Source organism: Nocardia aurantia (assembly GCF_009604425.1).
Lineage (GTDB): Bacteria > Actinomycetota > Actinomycetes > Mycobacteriales > Mycobacteriaceae > Nocardia > Nocardia aurantia.
This window is the reverse complement of the sequence record NZ_WEGI01000005.1, coordinates 126,638-143,547: the sequence shown is the minus strand read 5'-3', so window position 1 is coordinate 143,547 and position 16,910 is coordinate 126,638. Positions and strand designations below refer to the sequence as shown.

Below are 16,910 nucleotides of genomic sequence, written 5' to 3'. Positions count from 1 at the left end.
GAGCGGACTTCCGATACTCTGGGCTCCCGTGACCGTCGCTTCCCCCTTCGATCTCATCGTCGTCGGCTCCGGCTTCTTCGGGCTGACCATCGCCGAGCGCACCGCGAGCCAGCTCGGCAAGCGTGTCCTGGTCGTCGAACGCCGCCCCCATCTGGGCGGTAACGCCTACTCCGAGCCCGATCCGGAGACCGGGATCGAGGTGCACAAGTACGGCGCCCATCTGTTCCACACCTCGAACAAGCGGGTGTGGGACTACGTGAACCAGTTCACCGAGTTCACCGGGTACCAGCACCGGGTCTTCGGCCTGCACAAGGGCCAGGCGTACCCGCTGCCGATGGGCCTCGGACTGCTGTCGCAGTTCTTCGGGCGCTATTTCAGCCCCGAGGAGGCCCGTGCGCTGATCGCCGAGCAGTCCGCCGAGGTCGACGGCAAGAACGCAGCCAACTTCGAGGAGAAGGCGATCTCGCTGATCGGCCGCCCGCTGTACGAGGCGTTCTTCCGGGACTACACCGCCAAGCAGTGGCAGACCGACCCGAAGGAACTGCCCGCGGGCAACATCACCCGCCTGCCGGTCCGGTACACCTTCGACAACCGGTACTTCAACGACACCTACGAGGGCCTGCCGCGCAACGGCTACACCGCGTGGCTGACCAAGATGGCCGAGTCGGAGCTGATCGAGGTCCGGGTGGACACCGACTGGTTCGCCGTCCGCGACGAGCTGCGCGCGCAGAATCCGGACGCCCCGGTCGTCTACACCGGCCCGCTGGACCGCTACTTCGACTACGCCGACGGCGAGCTGGGCTGGCGCACCATCGATTTCGAGACCGAGGTGCTGCCGACCGGAGACTTTCAAGGCACCTCGGTGATGAACTACAACGACGCGGACGTGCCCTACACCCGCATCATCGAGCCGCGGCACTTCCACCCGGAGCGGGACTACCCGGCCGACCGGACGGTGATCCAGCGCGAGTTCTCCCGATTCGCGCAGACCGGCGACGAGCCGTACTACCCGATCAACACCCCGGAGGACCGGGCCAAGGTGCTCGCCTACCGGGAACGCGCCAAGGCCGAAACCGCTTCCGCCAAGGTCATTTTCGGTGGCCGACTGGGCACCTACCAGTACCTGGACATGCACATGGCGATCGGCAGCGCGCTGAGCACCTTCGACAACGTGCTGCGACCGCATCTGGAAGACGGTGCGCCGCTGGTGGATCAGGACGCGAACCGATGACCCAGGCCACCGTGGCGAACGAGACCGAGACCACCGGTTCGCGCGCGATCTCGTTGCTGCAGCGGATCATCCTGCCCCGGCCGGGCGAACCGCTGGACGTGCGCACCCTGTACCTGGAGGAGTCCGCGACGAATGCCCGTCGCGCCCATGCCCCGTCGCGTACCTCGCTGTCGATCGGCGCGGAGTCCGAGGTCTCGTTCTGCACCTACTTCAACGCGGTCCCGGCCAGTTACTGGCGGCGCTGGAGCGTCCTGGAGTCGGTGGTGCTGCGCCTGGAACTGACCGGTCACGGCCGGGTGGACGTGTATCGGTCCAAGGCCGACGGCTCCCGGATCCACGTGCAGGGCAACGAGTTCAGCACCGATGCGGAGCATCGCGAACCCGCTGCCGAGGGCATGCCGCTCGAATTCGAGGTCGATCTGGGCCCGTTCGAGGACGGCGGCTGGATCTGGTTCGACATCACCACCGACACCGCGGTCGAACTGCGCAGCGGCGGTTGGTACGCGCCGGTGCGGGCCCCGGGCGAGGGCCGGATCGCGGTCGGCATGCCCACCTTCAACCGGCCCACCGACTGCGTGAAAACCCTTGCGGCCCTTGGTTCGGACCCGCTGGTGCTGGACCGGATCGAGGCCGTGATCATCGCCGACCAGGGCACCCGCAAGACGGTCGACGAACCCGGATTCGCCGAGGCCGCAGCGGGTCTCGGCGGCCGGCTGGCCATCCACGACCAGCCCAACCTCGGCGGCTCCGGCGGCTACAGCCGGGTCATGTACGAGGCGCTGAAGACCACCGCCGCCGAGTACATCGTCTACATGGACGACGACATCGAGATCGAGCCGGACTGCATCCTGCGCGCGCTCGCCTTCGCCCGCTTCGCGCGGACCCCCACGCTGGTGGGCGGGCAGATGCTGAACCTGCAGGAGCGCTCGCATCTGCACGTCATGGGTGAGGTCGTCGACCGCGGCATCTGGATGTGGACCGCCGCCCCGAACGTCGAATACGACCACGACTTCGCCAAGTATCCGCTGCGCGACCGGGACAACTCCAAACTGCTGCACCGGCGCATCGACGTCGACTTCAACGGCTGGTGGACCTGCGTGATCCCGCGCTCGGTGGCCGAGGAGATCGGTCAGCCGCTGCCGCTGTTCCTGAAGTGGGACGACGTCGAGTACGGCCTGCGCGCCCGCGCCGCCGGCTATCCGACGGTCACGCTGCCCGGTGCGGCGGTGTGGCACATGGCGTGGAGCGACAAGGACGACGCCATCGACTGGCAGGCGTACTTCCACCTGCGCAACCGGCTCGTCGTCGCGGCGCTGCACCTGCCCAACGACGGCCGGCCGATGGTCGTCAACACGATCAAGGCCACGCTGAAACACCTGCTGTGCCTGGAGTATTCGACGGTCGCCATCCAGAACCAGGCGATCCGGGATTTCCTCGGCGGTCCGGACCGGCTGTTCGATCTGCTGCCGACCGCCCTCGGCGAGGTGGCGCGGATGCGCAAGGAGTTCCCGGACGCGGTGGTCGTGCCGTCCTCCACCGAGCTACCGCTGGCCAGCGGCAGCGGCGTCGGCGCGGTCGGCGAGCCGGGCAATCCGATCGCCAAGGTGGTCCGGCTGGCCAAGGGCGTCGTGCACAACCTGCGCGCCGCCGACCCGCGGCACCACGAGCGCCCGCAGCTGAACGTGCCCACCCTGGACGCCCGCTGGTTCCTGCTGTCGCAGGTCGACGGCGTCACCGTGACCACGGCCGACGGCCGCGGCGTGGTGTACCGCAAGCGCGATCCGCGCCAGGCGTGGGGGCTGTTCAAGGAGGCGATGCGGTTGCGCCGGGAACTGGCCGGACGCTTCCCCACCGTGCGCGAACGGTATCGTGCGGCACATCCGCGGCTGACCAGCACGGCCGCGTGGGAGAACATCTTCGGAATCCACGGCGACCGAATCCAGGGAGAGCAGCAATGACCGCCGCCCAGCCGGCCGGCCCGCCCCGCCTGCACGTCGTCCCCGAACCGCCGGCCCCCCGCCCGGCCGAGGTGCGGATCATCAACGCCGTGCAGAACACGATCGGCGCCGACCCGCGGGTCGTGCGGGCCGCGCGCGGCCTGTCGCACTTCGGCGAGCATTCGCTGGGCTGGCTCGGGATCGCCGCCGTCGGCGCGCTGGCCGACAAGCCGCGGCGGCGGCAGTGGGCCGGGGTGGCCGTCGGCGCGTTCGGCGCGCACGCCGCCTCGGTGATCCTCAAGCGGGTCGTCCGCCGGCCGCGGCCGAACGATCCGTCGGTGCGGATCAACGTGTCCACGCCCAGCAAACTGAGCTTCCCGTCCTCGCACGCGACCTCCACCACGGCGGCAGCGGTGTTGCTGGGCAGGCTCACCGGGTTACCCTTGCCCGCGGTGCTGGTACCGCCGATGCTGATCTCCCGGGTCGTGCTCGGGGTGCACTACCCCACCGACGTGCTCGCCGGTTCGGCGCTGGGCGCTGCCTCCGCCGCCGTCGTGCTGGCCGCCGAAAAGAGACTCGAGAGTTGACCGCACAGGAAAGAGCCCTGGTCGTGAGTGAAGAGCCGACAACCGTCGAACTGGACGACGCTGTCATCAAGGGCCCGCCGAAGACCCTGGTCGGCGGGCTGTTCAAGGCCATCCGGCCGCGGCAGTGGGTGAAGAACGTCCTGGTGCTGGCCGCGCCGATGGCCGCGGGCAAGCTACCCGACGGCCAGTACGCACTGGCCGACGCCACCCGGCTCGGGCACATCGGCATCGCGTTCGTGGTGTTCTGCCTGGCCGCCTCGGGAATCTACCTGGTCAACGACGCGCTGGACGTGGAGGCCGACCGCGCCCACCCGACCAAGCGCTACCGGCCGATCGCCGCGGGCGTGGTGCCGGTGAACCTGGCCTACGTGCTGTCGGTGGCGTTCCTGGCCGCCTCGCTGGTGGGCTCCTTCCTGGCCTCCTGGCAGCTCGCCGTCGTGATGGCGGTGTACATCTCGATCCAGCTGGCGTACTGCTTCGGGCTCAAGCACCAGGCCGTGCTGGACATCTGCATCGTGTCGTCGGGCTTCCTGCTGCGCGCGGTGGCCGGCGGCGCCGCGTCCAACATCCATCTGTCGCAGTGGTTCCTGCTGATCATGGCCTTCGGCTCGCTGTTCATGGCGGCCGGAAAGCGCTACGCGGAGCTGAAGATCGCGCTCGACACCGGCGCCAAGATCCGTAAGTCGCTGCAGTACTACACCCCCACCTACCTGCGCTTCATCTGGACGTTGTCGGCCACCGCGGTGGTGGTCTTCTACGGCCTGTGGGCGTTCGAAACCGATCACAAGCACACCCAGTGGTTCGCGGTCTCGATGATTCCGTTTACGATCGCAATCCTGCGCTACGCGGTCGACGTCGATGGTGGCGAGGCCGGTGAACCCGAAGAGATCGCGCTGGGGGACCGCATCCTGCAACTCCTGGCCATCGCGTGGATCGGAGCGGTAGGTGTTGCTGTCTATCTCACCTGACGAGATGGTGGTCGAGGGACAAGAGAACGAGGACGGACCGGCGGCGGGTGCCGCCGGTCCGGTCACCCGTACCCAGCGGCGAATCGCCCTGGTGTCCCGGACCGTCTTCGTCGGTGGGGTAGTGCTCACCGCGGTCCTCTTCGCGCTCGGCGCCTGGCAGCGCCGCTGGATCGCCGACGACGGACTGATCGTGTTGCGCACCGTGCGCAACCTGCTGGCCGGCTACGGCCCGGTCTTCAACGTGAACGAGCGGGTGGAGACCAACACCAGCGCCGCCTGGACCTACGTGATCTGGTTCTTCGCCTGGATCACCCACGCCCGGCTGGAGTACGTCAGTCTCGCGGTGGCGCTGAGCCTCTCGGTGCTCGCGATCGTGCTGGCCATGCTCGGCGCCGCGCGGCTGTGGGGCCGGCCCTGGACCACCCCGCGCCGGGCCGGTGCGCCGGTGCTGCTGCTGCCCGCGGGCGCGGCGGTGTACATCGCGGTGCCGCCGGCCCGCGACTACGCCACCTCCGGCCTGGAGAACTGCCTGGTGATCTGCTGGCTCGGCCTGCTGTGGTGGCTGCTGATGCGGTGGAGCCGCAGCGAGCGCGCCGGCACGGGCCTGATGCTGACGATCGCCTTCGTCGCCGGACTGTCCTGGCTGATCCGGCCGGAGATGATCATCGTCGGCGGCCTGGCCGGTCTGCTGATCTTCGTCGCCCCGATGCCCGCGAGCCGGCTGAAGCCGATCGTGCTGCGGTTCGCGATCCTGGTGGCCGGCTGCCTGGTGCCCGGCCTGTACCAGATCTTCCGGATGGGCTACTACGGTCTGCCCTACCCGAATACGGCCGTGGCCAAGGAGGCCGGCGGCGCCAAGTGGGGTCAGGGCTTCACCTACCTGTGGGATCTGTCCGGGCCATATCTGCTGTGGCTGCCCGTCGCGCTGCTGCTCGTGGCGGCCCTGCTGACCCGGCGCCCGGCGCGGGTCCGCGCCGGCGCCGAAGAGTCCGCCCCGCCGTCGGGTCTCGCGGCCCGCGCGGGCCGGATGTGGCAGCGCCGTGATCGGCTGCGCACACCGGGTGCGGTGGTCGCGCTGGTGCTGATCGGCGGGCTGGCGCTGGTCGTGTTCGAACTCCGGGTCGGCGGCGACTTCATGCACGGCCGAATGTTGCTGCCGCAGCTGTTCTGCCTGCTGCTGCCGGTCGCGGTACTGCCGGTGCGGATACCGGTACGGGTGTCCGCCGACCGGCCCGCCGTCTCGCCGGACGGCCCGCCCACCGAACCGAACGCCCGGCCCGCCGGATCCGCCGCGGGACCTGATGGGCGGCCCCCCGCCGGATCCGATGGGCGGCCCGCCGCTGGACCTGATGGCCGGCCCGCCGCTGTCGCCGAACCCGCGGGCCGCGCGGCGACCTGGCTCGCGGCGAGTACCGCCGTGGCCTGGCTGGCCGTCGTCGTCTGGTCGGTCTTCATCACCAACAGCACCGGCAACAACTCCGGCGCCAACATCAGCTCGACCGGCATCGTCGACGAGCGGATCTACTACGTGCTCAACAGCTCCCATCAGCATCCGGTGCTGGCCGAGGACTATCTCGACTACCCGCGCATGCGGGCGATGGTGCAGGACATCGCCGCGACCCCCGAGGGGGGACTGCTGCTGAGCTCGCCGTCGTACATGATGTGGTACGTCGCCCCGCCGCCGCTGCCGATCCCCGACGGCGGCGCCGGGCACACCGTCTACTTCCTGAACCTCGGCATGACCAGCATGAACGTTCCACTGGACGTCCGGGTGATCGATCAGGAGGGTCTGGCGTATCCGCTTGCCGCGCACACCGATCGGCTCACCGACGGCCGGATCGGGCACGACAAGAGCCTCTATTCGGACTGGGTGATCGTCGACGCCGGTTCGGTGGACCAGCATCCGTGGATGCCGTACTTCCTCGACGAGAAGTGGGTCAAGCAGGCTCGTACGGCACTGTCCTGCCCGGACACCCAGGCGTTGCTGGCGTCCTCGCGGGCGCCGCTGACCGCGACCCGATTCCGGCACAACCTGCAGCAGGCGCTGCATTTCGCGAAATACCGGATCGACCGGGTGCCCAAGTACGAGATCCAGCGTTGCGGTCTGGTCGATCCGACCACCCCGGTCGCTCCGAATTAACTGAACCTGGACGCTCACTCCAGTGGTTTCGGCGGGGTAACACTGCCGTGGTCCCCGGACGATAAGCTGCCGGGAGACATCCGTCGGAAGCGCGTGTCCCGCATCCGTTCCGGCGGTCATGACGTAGCAGCGGCCGAGTTCGCGCTGGGCCGTACAACCGAAAGGCCGATCGAAATATGCGTGGGGTGACTGTTTTCCGGGCGCGGCACAGCAACCCGGGCCGGCGTGCCGCCCGGTTGACCAGGGCGATGCTCGGAATGGCGCTGGCTGTGGTGTTGCCGCTGAGCGTCGCGGTCGGCGGAGCCGGCACCGCGGCGGCCGCGTTCGATCCGTCGGCCATGGACTTCTGGGTTGATTCACCGGTCATGGGCCCGATCAAGTCGCGGATCTTCCGCGCCGCGGACGGCAACACCAGCCGGGTCGTATACGCGCTGGACGGTATGCGCGCCCGCGAGGACATCAGCGGCTGGGAGGCCGAGACCAACGTCGCCGCCGCGCTCACCGCCGCCAACATCAATGTCGTGATGCCGGTCGGCGGCCAGTCCAGCTTCTACGCGGACTGGAACGCGGCCAGCTCCTTCCTGGGCCTGCCGCCGGTCGCCGGCTCGTCCGGTTCGGCCTCCGGATCCTCCTCGGGCTCCGGCGGGCTGCAGGTGCTCGCGGCCGGCCCGGGCAAGAGCTACCGGTACGACTGGGAATCCTTCATCACCCGCGACCTGCGCAACGCGCTGCGGGATCGGCTGGGGTTCAGCACTTCTCGCAACGGCGTGTTCGGCCTGTCCATGGGCGGCAGCGCCGCGGTGACGCTGGCGGCCTACCATCCGGACCAGTTCAGTTACGCCGGTTCCTATTCCGGCTACCTCAACGTGTCGGCGCCCGGTATGCGAGAGGCGTTGCGCGCGGCCATGATCGACGCCGGCGGGTACAACATCGACTCGATGGCGCCGCCGTGGGGCCCGCAGTGGCTGCGGATGGATCCGTTCGTGTTCGCCCCCCGACTGAAGACCAACAACACCCGGCTGTGGATCTCCGCGGGCAGCGGCCTGCCCGGTGCCGCGGACGGGCCCACCTTCGCCACCGTCAACGCCATGGGCTTGGAGGGCCTGGCGCTGGCCAACACCCGCGCGTTCCAGGTCCGCATGGTGACGCTGGGCGCGGGCAACGTGACCTACGACTTCCCGAACATCGGCGTGCACAACTGGCGCTACTGGGAGAGCGAGGTCAATCGGATGCTGCCCGACCTCTCGGCCAATATCGGCTGACATCCACCGCGAATCGCCGACCAGGCGACGACCGCTCGCACCGCTCGGCCCGGGGACACCGCTCCCCGGGCCGAGTCCTTTTTATGCGACGTGACGATCCGGCAAATACCGGGTTTACGTCACGGTTCGATAAAGGAGGGTGTTTCCCCCTGAATCGGACAGGGTCCCCTGCCTATAGAAGAGCAGGCAAGTCACAACGCCGAAACCTTCGTCACCACGGGAAGCCTTCGGTGTCGAGAGTCGATCGTCAAGCACTTCGGTTGCGGTCACCGCGTGATCGCACGGGCGAAAGGTCGAGTCGATGCGGGTTCGTTGGATACGCGAAAGGGTTGCCGCCGAGGGAGAGAGGGAAGGAAGGCCCGGCGGCGGAAATGGCGGCCGGGTCCGGCGGCTCGTGCGCGGGCTCGCGGGATTCGCGCTGGCGGTGGCGCTGCCCGCCGTCCTGGCGATCGGCGGTGCGCCGGTGACGAAGGCGGCGTTCAGCCAGGACGGATTCGATTTCTGGGTGGACTCCAGCATGGGGCCGATCAAGTCCCGGATCTTCCGGGCCGCGGACGGCAACACCGGCCGCGTGCTGTACGCGCTGGACGGTCTGCGCGCGCGGGACGACCTGTCGGGCTGGGAGATCGACACCGATGTCCCCCGGCTGGTGTCGCAGTACAACATCAACATCGTGATGCCGGTGGGCGGCCAGTCCAGCTTCTACTCCGACTGGGCGGCGGCCAGCAACACCAACGGCCAGGCCAAGCCGTACGCCTGGGAGACGTTCCTGACCCAGGATCTGCCGAACGCGATGCGGGACCGGCTCGGCTTCAGCCCGGTCGGCAACGCCGTCATGGGCCTGTCGATGGGTGGTTCCGCGGCCGTCACGCTGGCGGCCTATCACCCGGAGCAGTTCAAGTACGCCGCGGCCTATTCGGGCTATCTGAATCCGTCCGGGCTCGGTATGCGCGAGGCCCTGCGGCTGGCATTGATGGACGCGGGCGGCTACAACATCGACGCGATGTGGGGCTTCCCCTGGGATCCGCGCTGGACTCGCAACGATCCCACCCACGAGGTCAATCTGTTGCGCGCCAACGGGACTCGGCTGTGGGTCTCCTCGGGTAACGGCATTCCCGGCCAGCGCGACCAGATCAACGCACCGATGGACCTCTTCCATCTGGTCAACGCCCAGGTGCTCGAGGCCGTGGCGCTCGGGAACACCAAGGCCTTCCAGGCCAGCTGGGACGGCGGCGGTCCCGGCAACGCGACCTTCGACTACACCCCGGTCGGTGTGCACAGTTGGCATTACTGGACGGACGAGGTCGTCAAGATGCTGCCGGATCTGAACGAACACCTCTAGTATTCGAGAGGGACACAACGGACAACCAGCAGTGCGATTGTGTGTGGCGTGGCGAGACATCGCGGCACCGCATCCCATCGCCTGCTGGTTGTCCATATGTGGACAACCAGACGTGAAAAATGCTGTCGATTCAGAGCTTTCGACAGCGCGACAGCAACGGGCGGACGCGGTAAGGTCACTACACGATTACGAAAGGCGCACGGGCGGATTTCGGTCAGCCGGGCGATACCGTCTTGCTAACGATTGGGCGGTCGAATATCGTCCAGCGAGCGCAAGTGTGACCAGTTCGTAGGTGGCGGCCCGGCCACTGCGCCGACGGCAGCGACTACAACAGCAGACACAGCAGAAGAAAGAGAGCAGTATCCATGCGTTTCGGCAGGTCCGCCGCGCCGGTAGCGGATTCGGCGCTCGCGACTGAGAGTCTCCGGTCGCGTCGGCGAGAATCTCGGTCCGGTTGGCGCACACGACTTCTCGCTGTGGGGGCCGCAGCCGTGGCTGTCCCGTTCGCGGCAGCAGCGGTGATCCCGGCAGTCGCATCCGCGAGCCCCGTGGTCAACTCCGTGCATCGCACTCCGGGCGGTGGCTACGACGAACTGATGGTTCCGTCGGTCATGGGCCCGATCAAGGTTCAGGTGCAGTGGGCGAAGAACGGCGGCAGCTCCGCGCTGCTGCTGCTCGACGGCCTGCGCGCCCGTGACGACCGCAACGCCTGGTCGTTCGAGACCAACGCTCAGGACCAGTTCGCCAACGACGACGTCACCCTGGTGATGCCGGTCGGCGGACAGTCCAGCTGGTACGCCGACTGGGCCTCCCCGAGCAACACCAACGGCCAGAAGTTCACCTACAAGTGGGAGACGTTCCTGACCCAGGAACTGCCCGCCTACCTCGCGAACAACTACGGCGTCTCGCAGAAGAACTGGGCCGTCGCCGGTCTGTCGATGAGCGGTCCCGCCGCGCTGCGGCTGGGCGCCTTCCACCGCGATCAGTTCAAGTACGCGGCCTCCTTCTCGGGCCCGCTGAACTGGAACGCTCCCGGCATGCGCGAGGCCATTCGCGCGATGATGCTCGACGCCGGCCGGTTCAACTGCGACGCCCTGGCGGTGCCGTGGAGCCCGCAGTGGCTGAAGATGGACCCGATGGTGTTCGCGCCGCAGCTGCGCGGGCTGCCGATGTACATCTCCGCGTCCAGCGGTCTGCCGGGTCAGTACGATCACCCGAACAGCGCGGTGGGCGTGTTCAACACCGGCACCGCGATGGGCATCGAGGCCATCTCGATGGTCAGCACCCGGGCCTTCCAGGCGCGGCTGAACTCGCTGCACATCCCCGCCAGCTACGACTTCCCGTCGGCCGGTACCCACTCCTGGCTGTACTGGCAGGACGAGCTGGGCAAGGCCCGCCCGGGCATCCTGGCGGCGCTCGGCGCCAGCGCCGGATAACAGCGCGGCGCCCGAAATCGGGCGCCCGGAACGAATTGCCCACTGCCCCCGGCATCTCGCCGGGGGCAGTGGCGTTTCACCGGTGATCGTGGCCGTTTCACCGATGTGCGAGACCGGGCAGTTATTTCCAGGCATTGTGGTCAAATGTCCGGGAACTGCCCGGAATCGATTGCGCTACTCCGCGCGTCCTGCGTGGTTACCCACTGGCATGACGGTAGAAACATGGTCGTGGCAGCAGCGCGAAATGATGCGGGGAGGATGTTCCGTGGTGCTCGGCGGGGCGCGGCGCTGGCCGCCGCCGCACTGCTACCGCTGACCGCCGGTCTCGTCGCCGGGCCGGCGCAGGCCCAGCAGTCCGCGATGCCGGCGCCGGCCGCCGTGATCCAGCAGGCGATCTGGCTCACCGATCGCCGGGTCGCGCTGTGGATCAACTCGCCCTCGATGGGCACGCCGGTCCAGGTGCAGCTGCTGCTCGCCCGGGACTGGAACACCCACCCCGAGGCGCGGTTCCCGGTGATGTACCTGCTCGACGGGCTGCGAGCCGCCGACGACGAGAGCGGCTGGACCAAACAGGCCGGCGCACAGGACTTCTTCGCCGACAAGAATGTCACCGTGGTGCTGCCGATCGGCGGCGAGTCCAGCTTCTACTCCGACTGGCTCGAACCGGACAACGGCCACAACTACAAGTGGGAGACCTTCCTCACCAGGGAGCTGCCGCCGCTGCTGGAGGGTCAGTGGCGGACCACGGATGTCCGTGGACTGGAGGGTATTTCGATGGGCGGCACGGCCGCGATGTTCCTGGCCGGGCGCAATCCGGGCTTCGCGAAGTTCGCCTCCGCGTACTCCGGCTACCTCACCACCACCACGCTCGGTATGCCGCAGGCGATCACGTTCGCGATGCGGGACGCGGGCGGGTTCGACTCCAATGCCATGTGGGGCCCGCCCACCGACGACCAATGGGCCGCGCACGACCCGTACAACCTCGCGGATAAGTTGCGGGGCACGAGTCTCTACATTTCCGCCGGTAGCGGTACCACCGGCAACTACGACAGCCCGTCCGACATCCCGCTGGTCAGTACGAATTACACCGGTATGGGACTGGAGATACTGTCCCGGCTGACGAGTCAGAATTTCATCGCCAAACTCGGCCAGCTGCAGATTCCGGTGACGGTCGAATACCGTCAGTCCGGAACGCATTCCTGGCCGTACTGGGATTTCGAGATGCGGCAGTCCTGGCCGCAGGCGGCCGCCGCGCTGGGTGTGGAGTCCGACCGCGGGGACTGCGGGGTCGGCGGCGACATCGCCGCGGCGGCGCAGGCCGCGGGCTGGCTCGGCGACTGTGTCACCGGCGAATATCCGGTGACCGGCGGCGTCGCGCAGGACTTCCACGGCGGCCGGGTGATCTGGTCGCCGGTCGGCGGCGCGCATCCGGTCGGCGGCATGATCGGCGGCAGCTACGAGAGCGCGGTCGGACCGGGCGGGCCGCTCGGCCTGCCGATCGGCGACGAGGTTCCGCTGCCGGACGGCGCGGGCCGGATGCAGGCCTTCAGCGGCGGCACCGTGTACTGGAGTCCCCGTACCGGGGCACAGGCGGTCCGCGGCGCCATCCTCGACGCCTGGGGCCGGGAGGGCTACGAGCGTGGCCCGGCCGGCTACCCCACCGGCCCGGAGGCGCGCACCCCCGGCAAGGACGGCGTGGTGCAGGGCTTCGAGAACGGGCCGATCTTCTTCAGCGAGAAGTCCGGCGCGCACCGGGTGCAGGGACTGGTCCTCGGCAAATACGCGCAGCTGGGCTTCGAGGGCGGCCCGTTGGGCTTCCCGACCGCGGGGGAGGAGCCCCTCAAGGATTTCGGCCGGTTCAGCCGGTTCGAGGGCGGCAACATCTACTGGAGTCCGCTGTCGGGCGCGTGGGCGGTGCGCAACGGCCCGATCATGGACGCCTGGGGGCAGCAGGGCTTCGAGAACGGCCGGCTCGGCTTCCCGATCAGCGACGAATTCCCGATACCGGGCGGCACCCAGCAGAACTTCCAGACCGGATTCGTGGTCGTGCACGACGGCCGGGCCGAGGTGCACGGCGTCTGAGATGCGAGATTCCGGAAACCGCCGGCGAACCGGTCCGATCGCGGATCTCGGTCTGAGAACTGCATGAGGTTCGTCCTTGCCGCGCCCCGAAGGTGCGCGTTGCCGTTAGCCTGGGTGGCGACCTATCCCGAAAACAGATCGAGGAACCATATTCATGCTCCGGATTCGTGGTAAGGCAACCGCGGCGTTCGCCGGCGGTAGGACAACCGCGGCGTGCGCCGCCCTCGCACTGGCGCCCGTGTTCTTCCTCACCGCCTGCGGTCACAACGACTCGACCGCCTCGAGCACGCCGACGCTGAAGACCTCGACCACGACCGCCGCATCGTCGCCCACCAGCGCGGTCGCCGATCAGCCCTCCGCGCAGCAGCCGCAGCCGCCGGCCCCCGCGCCGACGACCACCACGTCGGCCGTCGCCGAGCGGCCGCAGCCCGCGCAGCCGACCACCGATGCCCCGCTGGCCGGTAAGGATCAGGCGTTCCTGGACGAGCTGAACAAGCGCGGGGTGCATCCGTCCAGCCCCGACATCGCGCTGACCACGGCCCAGTACATCTGCCAGAGCAAGGCCGCCGGTGCCGCCGATTCGGAGCTGACCACGTACGTCAACGCCATGGCCGGCGCCGATCCGTCCTTCGACCAGCAGAAGATGCCGGTGGAGCAGGCCGGGAAGATCTATATCGACGTCGCCGGCGCGACCTACTGCGACAAGTGAACGCTCGTCCGGGATACCCGCAGCGCGGACCGCGGTCGCGCCGGCGCGGCATGGGCTGCCTGATCGCGCTGGCGGCGGTCGCGATCGTGGTGATCGTGGTGCTGCTGTTGTGGTACCTGCTGGCCGGTCGGCTACGGCCGCCCGGGCCCACGCCGCCGGGGCCGAAGCGGCCGACCAGCCAGCCCGCCAGCTGCCCGGACGTGCAATTGTTGTCGATTCCCGGCACCTGGGAGTCCCGCAGCGACGACGATCCGCGCAATCCGACGGCCAATCCGCTGTCGCTGCTGCTCAACGTCACGAACCCGGTCCGGGCGCAGTTCCCGCAGAGCCGCCTGGACATCTACACGGTCCCGTACGTGGCCCAGTTCTCCAATCCGGTCGCGCTGCCGCCGGACGGGCAGCAGTCCTACAACAACAGCCGTTCCGAGGGCACCCAGCGGGCCCAGGACGAGCTGGCGCAGATGAACAAGACCTGCCCGCTCACCAGTTATGTGATCGTCGGTTTCTCGCAGGGCGCGGTGATCGCCGGTGATCTCGCGGCACAGATCGGCGCGAACCGCGGGCCGGTGCCGGCCGATCTGGTCCTCGGCACGATGCTCATCGCCGACGGCCGCCGCGATATCGGGCCCGGTCAGGCGACCGAGGTCGGCGCCGCACCGCCCGGAGTGGGGGCGGAGGTGGCGCTGAAGGGTCTCAACGTGCCCGGAATCACCATGACCGGACCGCGGGCGGGCTTCGGCGCCGTCGCCGATCGGACCTTCACCATCTGCGCGCCCGGCGACCTGATCTGTGACGCGCCCCGGCAGGCGCTGACCCCGGTCAACATCATCCCCAGCGTGCTGTCTCTGGTGCGGGCGGCCGGTAATCCGGTGCACGCGATGTACAGCGGGTTCGAGGTCGACGACAAGGGCACCACCACGACCCAGTGGACCACATTGTGGGCGGAGGGCATCATCTCCGATGCCCCGCATCCGGCCCACTCCTGATCCGGTCCGGCGGCGGTTCCGGTGGTAAATTCCTCGTCCACACCAAAGGCACAGTGAAGGTGAATCCGACTCGAGGAGGCAGCCGGTGGTGATCGCACTCTCGGGAGACTCCTCCCGTCGCTGCTCTGTAACATAGCCCTGGCTCGAGTACATCTGGCCGAACTGGCGGTCACCGCGCAGACCGCCACAAATAACCGCAGGCAGGCTCGCAAGTAGCACTCGAGCGCCCGCAGGCATGGACAGTCGGGGCCTCACAGGCAACAGCGGCGACGACGCCGTGCTGCGTGTGCCTCGGAGGAGAAGGAATGACGGACGAGACTTTCGACGACTACCTGGACGAAACCGGGAACATCAGAATTCCCGAGGGCCGTACCCTGGTCGATTACGTCGAGAAGCACACCCGCAACGATGCGAATGATCTTGCTTATCGATACATCGACTACTCACGCGAGCGCGACGGTGAGTACCAGGATCTGACCTGGAAGCAGTTCGGCGTCCGGCTGCGCGCGGTAGCCGCCCGCCTCCAGCAGGTCACCAAGCCCGGTGACCGAGTCGCGGTGCTGGCGCCGCAGGGGCTGGACTATGTGATCTCCTTCTTCGCGGCCATCTATGCCGGCTGCATCGCGGTGCCGTTGTTCGACCCCGACGAGCCGGGTCACACCGACCGGTTGCACGCGGTACTCGGCGACAGCAAGCCGTCGGCGATCCTGACGGCGAGTTCGTCGGCGGCCGGGGTGCGGCAGTTGTTCCGTTCGCTGCCTGCCCCGCAGCGGCCGCGGATCATCGCCGTCGACGCGGTGCCCGATACCCTCGGCGATTCCTGGGTGCGCCCGGACATCAAGGTCGACGATATCGCGTACCTGCAATACACCTCCGGATCGACACGCGTTCCAGCCGGCGTCGAGATCACCCACCGGGCGGTCGGCACGAACGTGTTGCAGATGGTGCACGCGCTGGACCTCAACGAGAGCTCCCGCGGTGTCACCTGGCTGCCGCTGTTCCACGACATGGGCCTGCTCTGCGTGATCGTGCCCGCGATCGGCGGCAAGTACATCACCATCATGTCGCCCAGCGCGTTCGTCCGGCGGCCCTACCGGTGGATCCACGAGCTGGCCGCGGTGTCCGACGGCGCCGGCACCTTCGCCGCCGCGCCGAACTTCGCCTTCGAGCACGCCGCCGCGCGCGGCCTGCCGCGCAACGGCGAATCGCTGGACCTCTCGAACGTGATCGGCCTGATCAACGGCTCTGAGCCGGTCACCACCAGCTCGATGAAGAAGTTCAACGAGGCGTTCGCGCCGTACGGCCTGCCGAAGACGGCCATCAAGCCGTGCTACGGCATGGCCGAGGCGACCCTGTTCGTATCGGCCACCCGGCACGAGGACGAGGCCAAGGTCATCTACGTCGACCGCACCGAGCTCAACGCGGGCCGCATCGTCCGGGTCGAGCAGGGCACGGCGAATTCGATCGCCCAGGTCAGCTGCGGCTATGTGGGTGTGTCGCAGTGGGCGGCCATCGTCGACGGGGAGTCGATCGACGATCCCGCCGGCGCCCGCGAACTGGCCGAGGGCGAGGTCGGCGAGATCTGGCTGCACGGCAACAACATCGGCATCGGGTACTGGGGTCGCGAGGACGAGACCCGGAAGACCTTCAAGAACCTGTTGCCGAACCGGCTCCCGGTGGGCAGCAAGGCCACCGGCACTCCGGCCGACGGCATCTGGCTGCGCACCGGCGACTACGGCGTGTACGTGGACGGCGAGCTCTACATCACCGGCCGGGTCAAGGACCTGGTGATCGTCGACGGCCGCAACCACTACCCGCAGGACCTGGAGTACTCGGCCCAGGAGTCCAGCAAGGCGTTGCGGCCCGGTTTCATCGCCGCGTTCTCGGTTCCGGCGAATCAGTTGCCGGCCGAGGTGTTCGCGGAGACCGGCCTGCAGTTCGACGCGGACGACTCCTCGGAGGAGCTGGTGATCGTGGCCGAGCGCGGCCCGGGCGCCGGCAAGGCCGATCCGGAGCCGATCGCGGACGCGGTGCGCGCGGCGATCTCCCAGCGCCACGGCGTCACCGCCCGCGACATCCTGCTGGTGCCCGCGGGGTCGATCCCGCGCACCTCGAGCGGCAAGATCGCCCGCCGGGCCTGCAAGGCCGCCTATCTGGAGGGCACCCTCCGCGGCGGTTACACGCAGCAGGCCTTCCCCGATGCACCGGATGAGGACTGACTCGCACTCCC

General features: G+C 68.5%; 12 protein-coding genes. All 12 read left to right on the top strand.

Annotation, left to right across the window (positions count from 1 at the left end):
* The first annotated feature begins 28 nt into the window (after positions 1-28).
* The 12 genes from glf to fadD32 all read left to right on the top strand — a co-directional run bounded on the left by glf (position 29) and on the right by fadD32 (position 16,899).
* On the top strand, positions 29-1,231 hold the full coding sequence (gene glf / locus NRB56_RS12420; RefSeq protein ID WP_319942897.1) for a UDP-galactopyranose mutase: 1,203 nt from the start codon (positions 29-31) through the stop codon (positions 1,229-1,231).
* Positions 1,228-3,189 (top strand): glycosyltransferase, encoded by a 1,962-nt coding sequence (locus NRB56_RS12415; protein WP_153341593.1) that lies wholly within the window; start codon positions 1,228-1,230, stop codon positions 3,187-3,189. The genes glf and NRB56_RS12415 overlap by 4 nt, the downstream gene beginning before the upstream one ends.
* The gene (locus NRB56_RS12410) at positions 3,186-3,755 is read left to right on the top strand and encodes a phosphatase PAP2 family protein (protein WP_227837600.1); all 570 of its coding nucleotides are present in this window, start codon (positions 3,186-3,188) and stop codon (positions 3,753-3,755) included. Before NRB56_RS12415 ends, NRB56_RS12410 begins: the two co-directional genes overlap by 4 nt.
* Positions 3,756-3,778: 23 nt before the next feature.
* Positions 3,779-4,723: a decaprenyl-phosphate phosphoribosyltransferase gene (locus tag NRB56_RS12405; protein ID WP_319942896.1), complete on the top strand. Its 945-nt coding sequence runs from the start codon at positions 3,779-3,781 to the stop codon at positions 4,721-4,723.
* Between the two features lie 4 nt (positions 4,724-4,727).
* On the top strand, positions 4,728-6,863 hold the full coding sequence (locus tag NRB56_RS12400) for an RAD23 family protein (RefSeq protein ID WP_153342095.1): 2,136 nt from the start codon (positions 4,728-4,730) through the stop codon (positions 6,861-6,863).
* Between the two features lie 248 nt (positions 6,864-7,111).
* Positions 7,112-8,125 carry an alpha/beta hydrolase gene (locus tag NRB56_RS12395; protein ID WP_153342092.1) on the top strand — a complete coding sequence of 338 codons (1,014 nt, stop codon included), beginning with the start codon at positions 7,112-7,114 and terminating at the stop codon, positions 8,123-8,125.
* A 394-nt stretch (positions 8,126-8,519) separates the two neighbouring features.
* Positions 8,520-9,467 carry an alpha/beta hydrolase gene (locus NRB56_RS12390; protein ID WP_319942895.1) on the top strand — a complete coding sequence of 316 codons (948 nt, stop codon included), beginning with the start codon at positions 8,520-8,522 and terminating at the stop codon, positions 9,465-9,467.
* Positions 9,468-9,832: 365 nt separating this feature from the next.
* Positions 9,833-10,903, top strand: a complete 1,071-nt coding sequence (locus NRB56_RS12385; RefSeq protein WP_153341591.1) for an alpha/beta hydrolase — start codon at positions 9,833-9,835, stop codon at positions 10,901-10,903.
* 258 nt (positions 10,904-11,161) lie between these two features.
* On the top strand, positions 11,162-12,985 hold the full coding sequence (locus NRB56_RS12380) for an alpha/beta hydrolase-fold protein (protein WP_153341589.1): 1,824 nt from the start codon (positions 11,162-11,164) through the stop codon (positions 12,983-12,985).
* 154 nt (positions 12,986-13,139) lie between these two features.
* Positions 13,140-13,694: a DUF732 domain-containing protein gene (locus NRB56_RS12375; RefSeq protein WP_153341587.1), complete on the top strand. Its 555-nt coding sequence runs from the start codon at positions 13,140-13,142 to the stop codon at positions 13,692-13,694.
* A 50-nt stretch (positions 13,695-13,744) separates the two neighbouring features.
* Positions 13,745-14,680, top strand: a complete 936-nt coding sequence (locus tag NRB56_RS12370) for a cutinase family protein (RefSeq protein ID WP_153342088.1) — start codon at positions 13,745-13,747, stop codon at positions 14,678-14,680.
* A 305-nt stretch (positions 14,681-14,985) separates the two neighbouring features.
* Positions 14,986-16,899 (top strand): long-chain-fatty-acid--AMP ligase FadD32, encoded by a 1,914-nt coding sequence (gene fadD32 / locus NRB56_RS12365; protein ID WP_153341585.1) that lies wholly within the window; start codon positions 14,986-14,988, stop codon positions 16,897-16,899.
* Positions 16,900-16,910: the final 11 nt, after the last annotated feature.

What these genes read in the sequence shown, in the direction of transcription:
- NRB56_RS12415 (WP_153341593.1), top strand. Translation starts at nt 1,228, where the DNA reads ATGACCCAGGCCACCGTGGCGAACGAGACCGAGACCACCGGTTCGCGC.
- NRB56_RS12410 (WP_227837600.1), top strand. Translation starts at nt 3,186, where the DNA reads ATGACCGCCGCCCAGCCGGCCGGCCCGCCCCGCCTGCACGTCGTCCCC.
- NRB56_RS12400 (WP_153342095.1), top strand. Translation starts at nt 4,728, where the DNA reads ATGGTGGTCGAGGGACAAGAGAACGAGGACGGACCGGCGGCGGGTGCC.
- NRB56_RS12395 (WP_153342092.1), top strand. Translation starts at nt 7,112, where the DNA reads ATGCTCGGAATGGCGCTGGCTGTGGTGTTGCCGCTGAGCGTCGCGGTC.
- NRB56_RS12385 (WP_153341591.1), top strand. Translation starts at nt 9,833, where the DNA reads ATGCGTTTCGGCAGGTCCGCCGCGCCGGTAGCGGATTCGGCGCTCGCG.
- NRB56_RS12380 (WP_153341589.1), top strand. Translation starts at nt 11,162, where the DNA reads ATGTTCCGTGGTGCTCGGCGGGGCGCGGCGCTGGCCGCCGCCGCACTG.
- NRB56_RS12375 (WP_153341587.1), top strand. Translation starts at nt 13,140, where the DNA reads ATGCTCCGGATTCGTGGTAAGGCAACCGCGGCGTTCGCCGGCGGTAGG.
- NRB56_RS12370 (WP_153342088.1), top strand. Translation starts at nt 13,745, where the DNA reads ATGGGCTGCCTGATCGCGCTGGCGGCGGTCGCGATCGTGGTGATCGTG.
- fadD32 (WP_153341585.1), top strand. Translation starts at nt 14,986, where the DNA reads ATGACGGACGAGACTTTCGACGACTACCTGGACGAAACCGGGAACATC.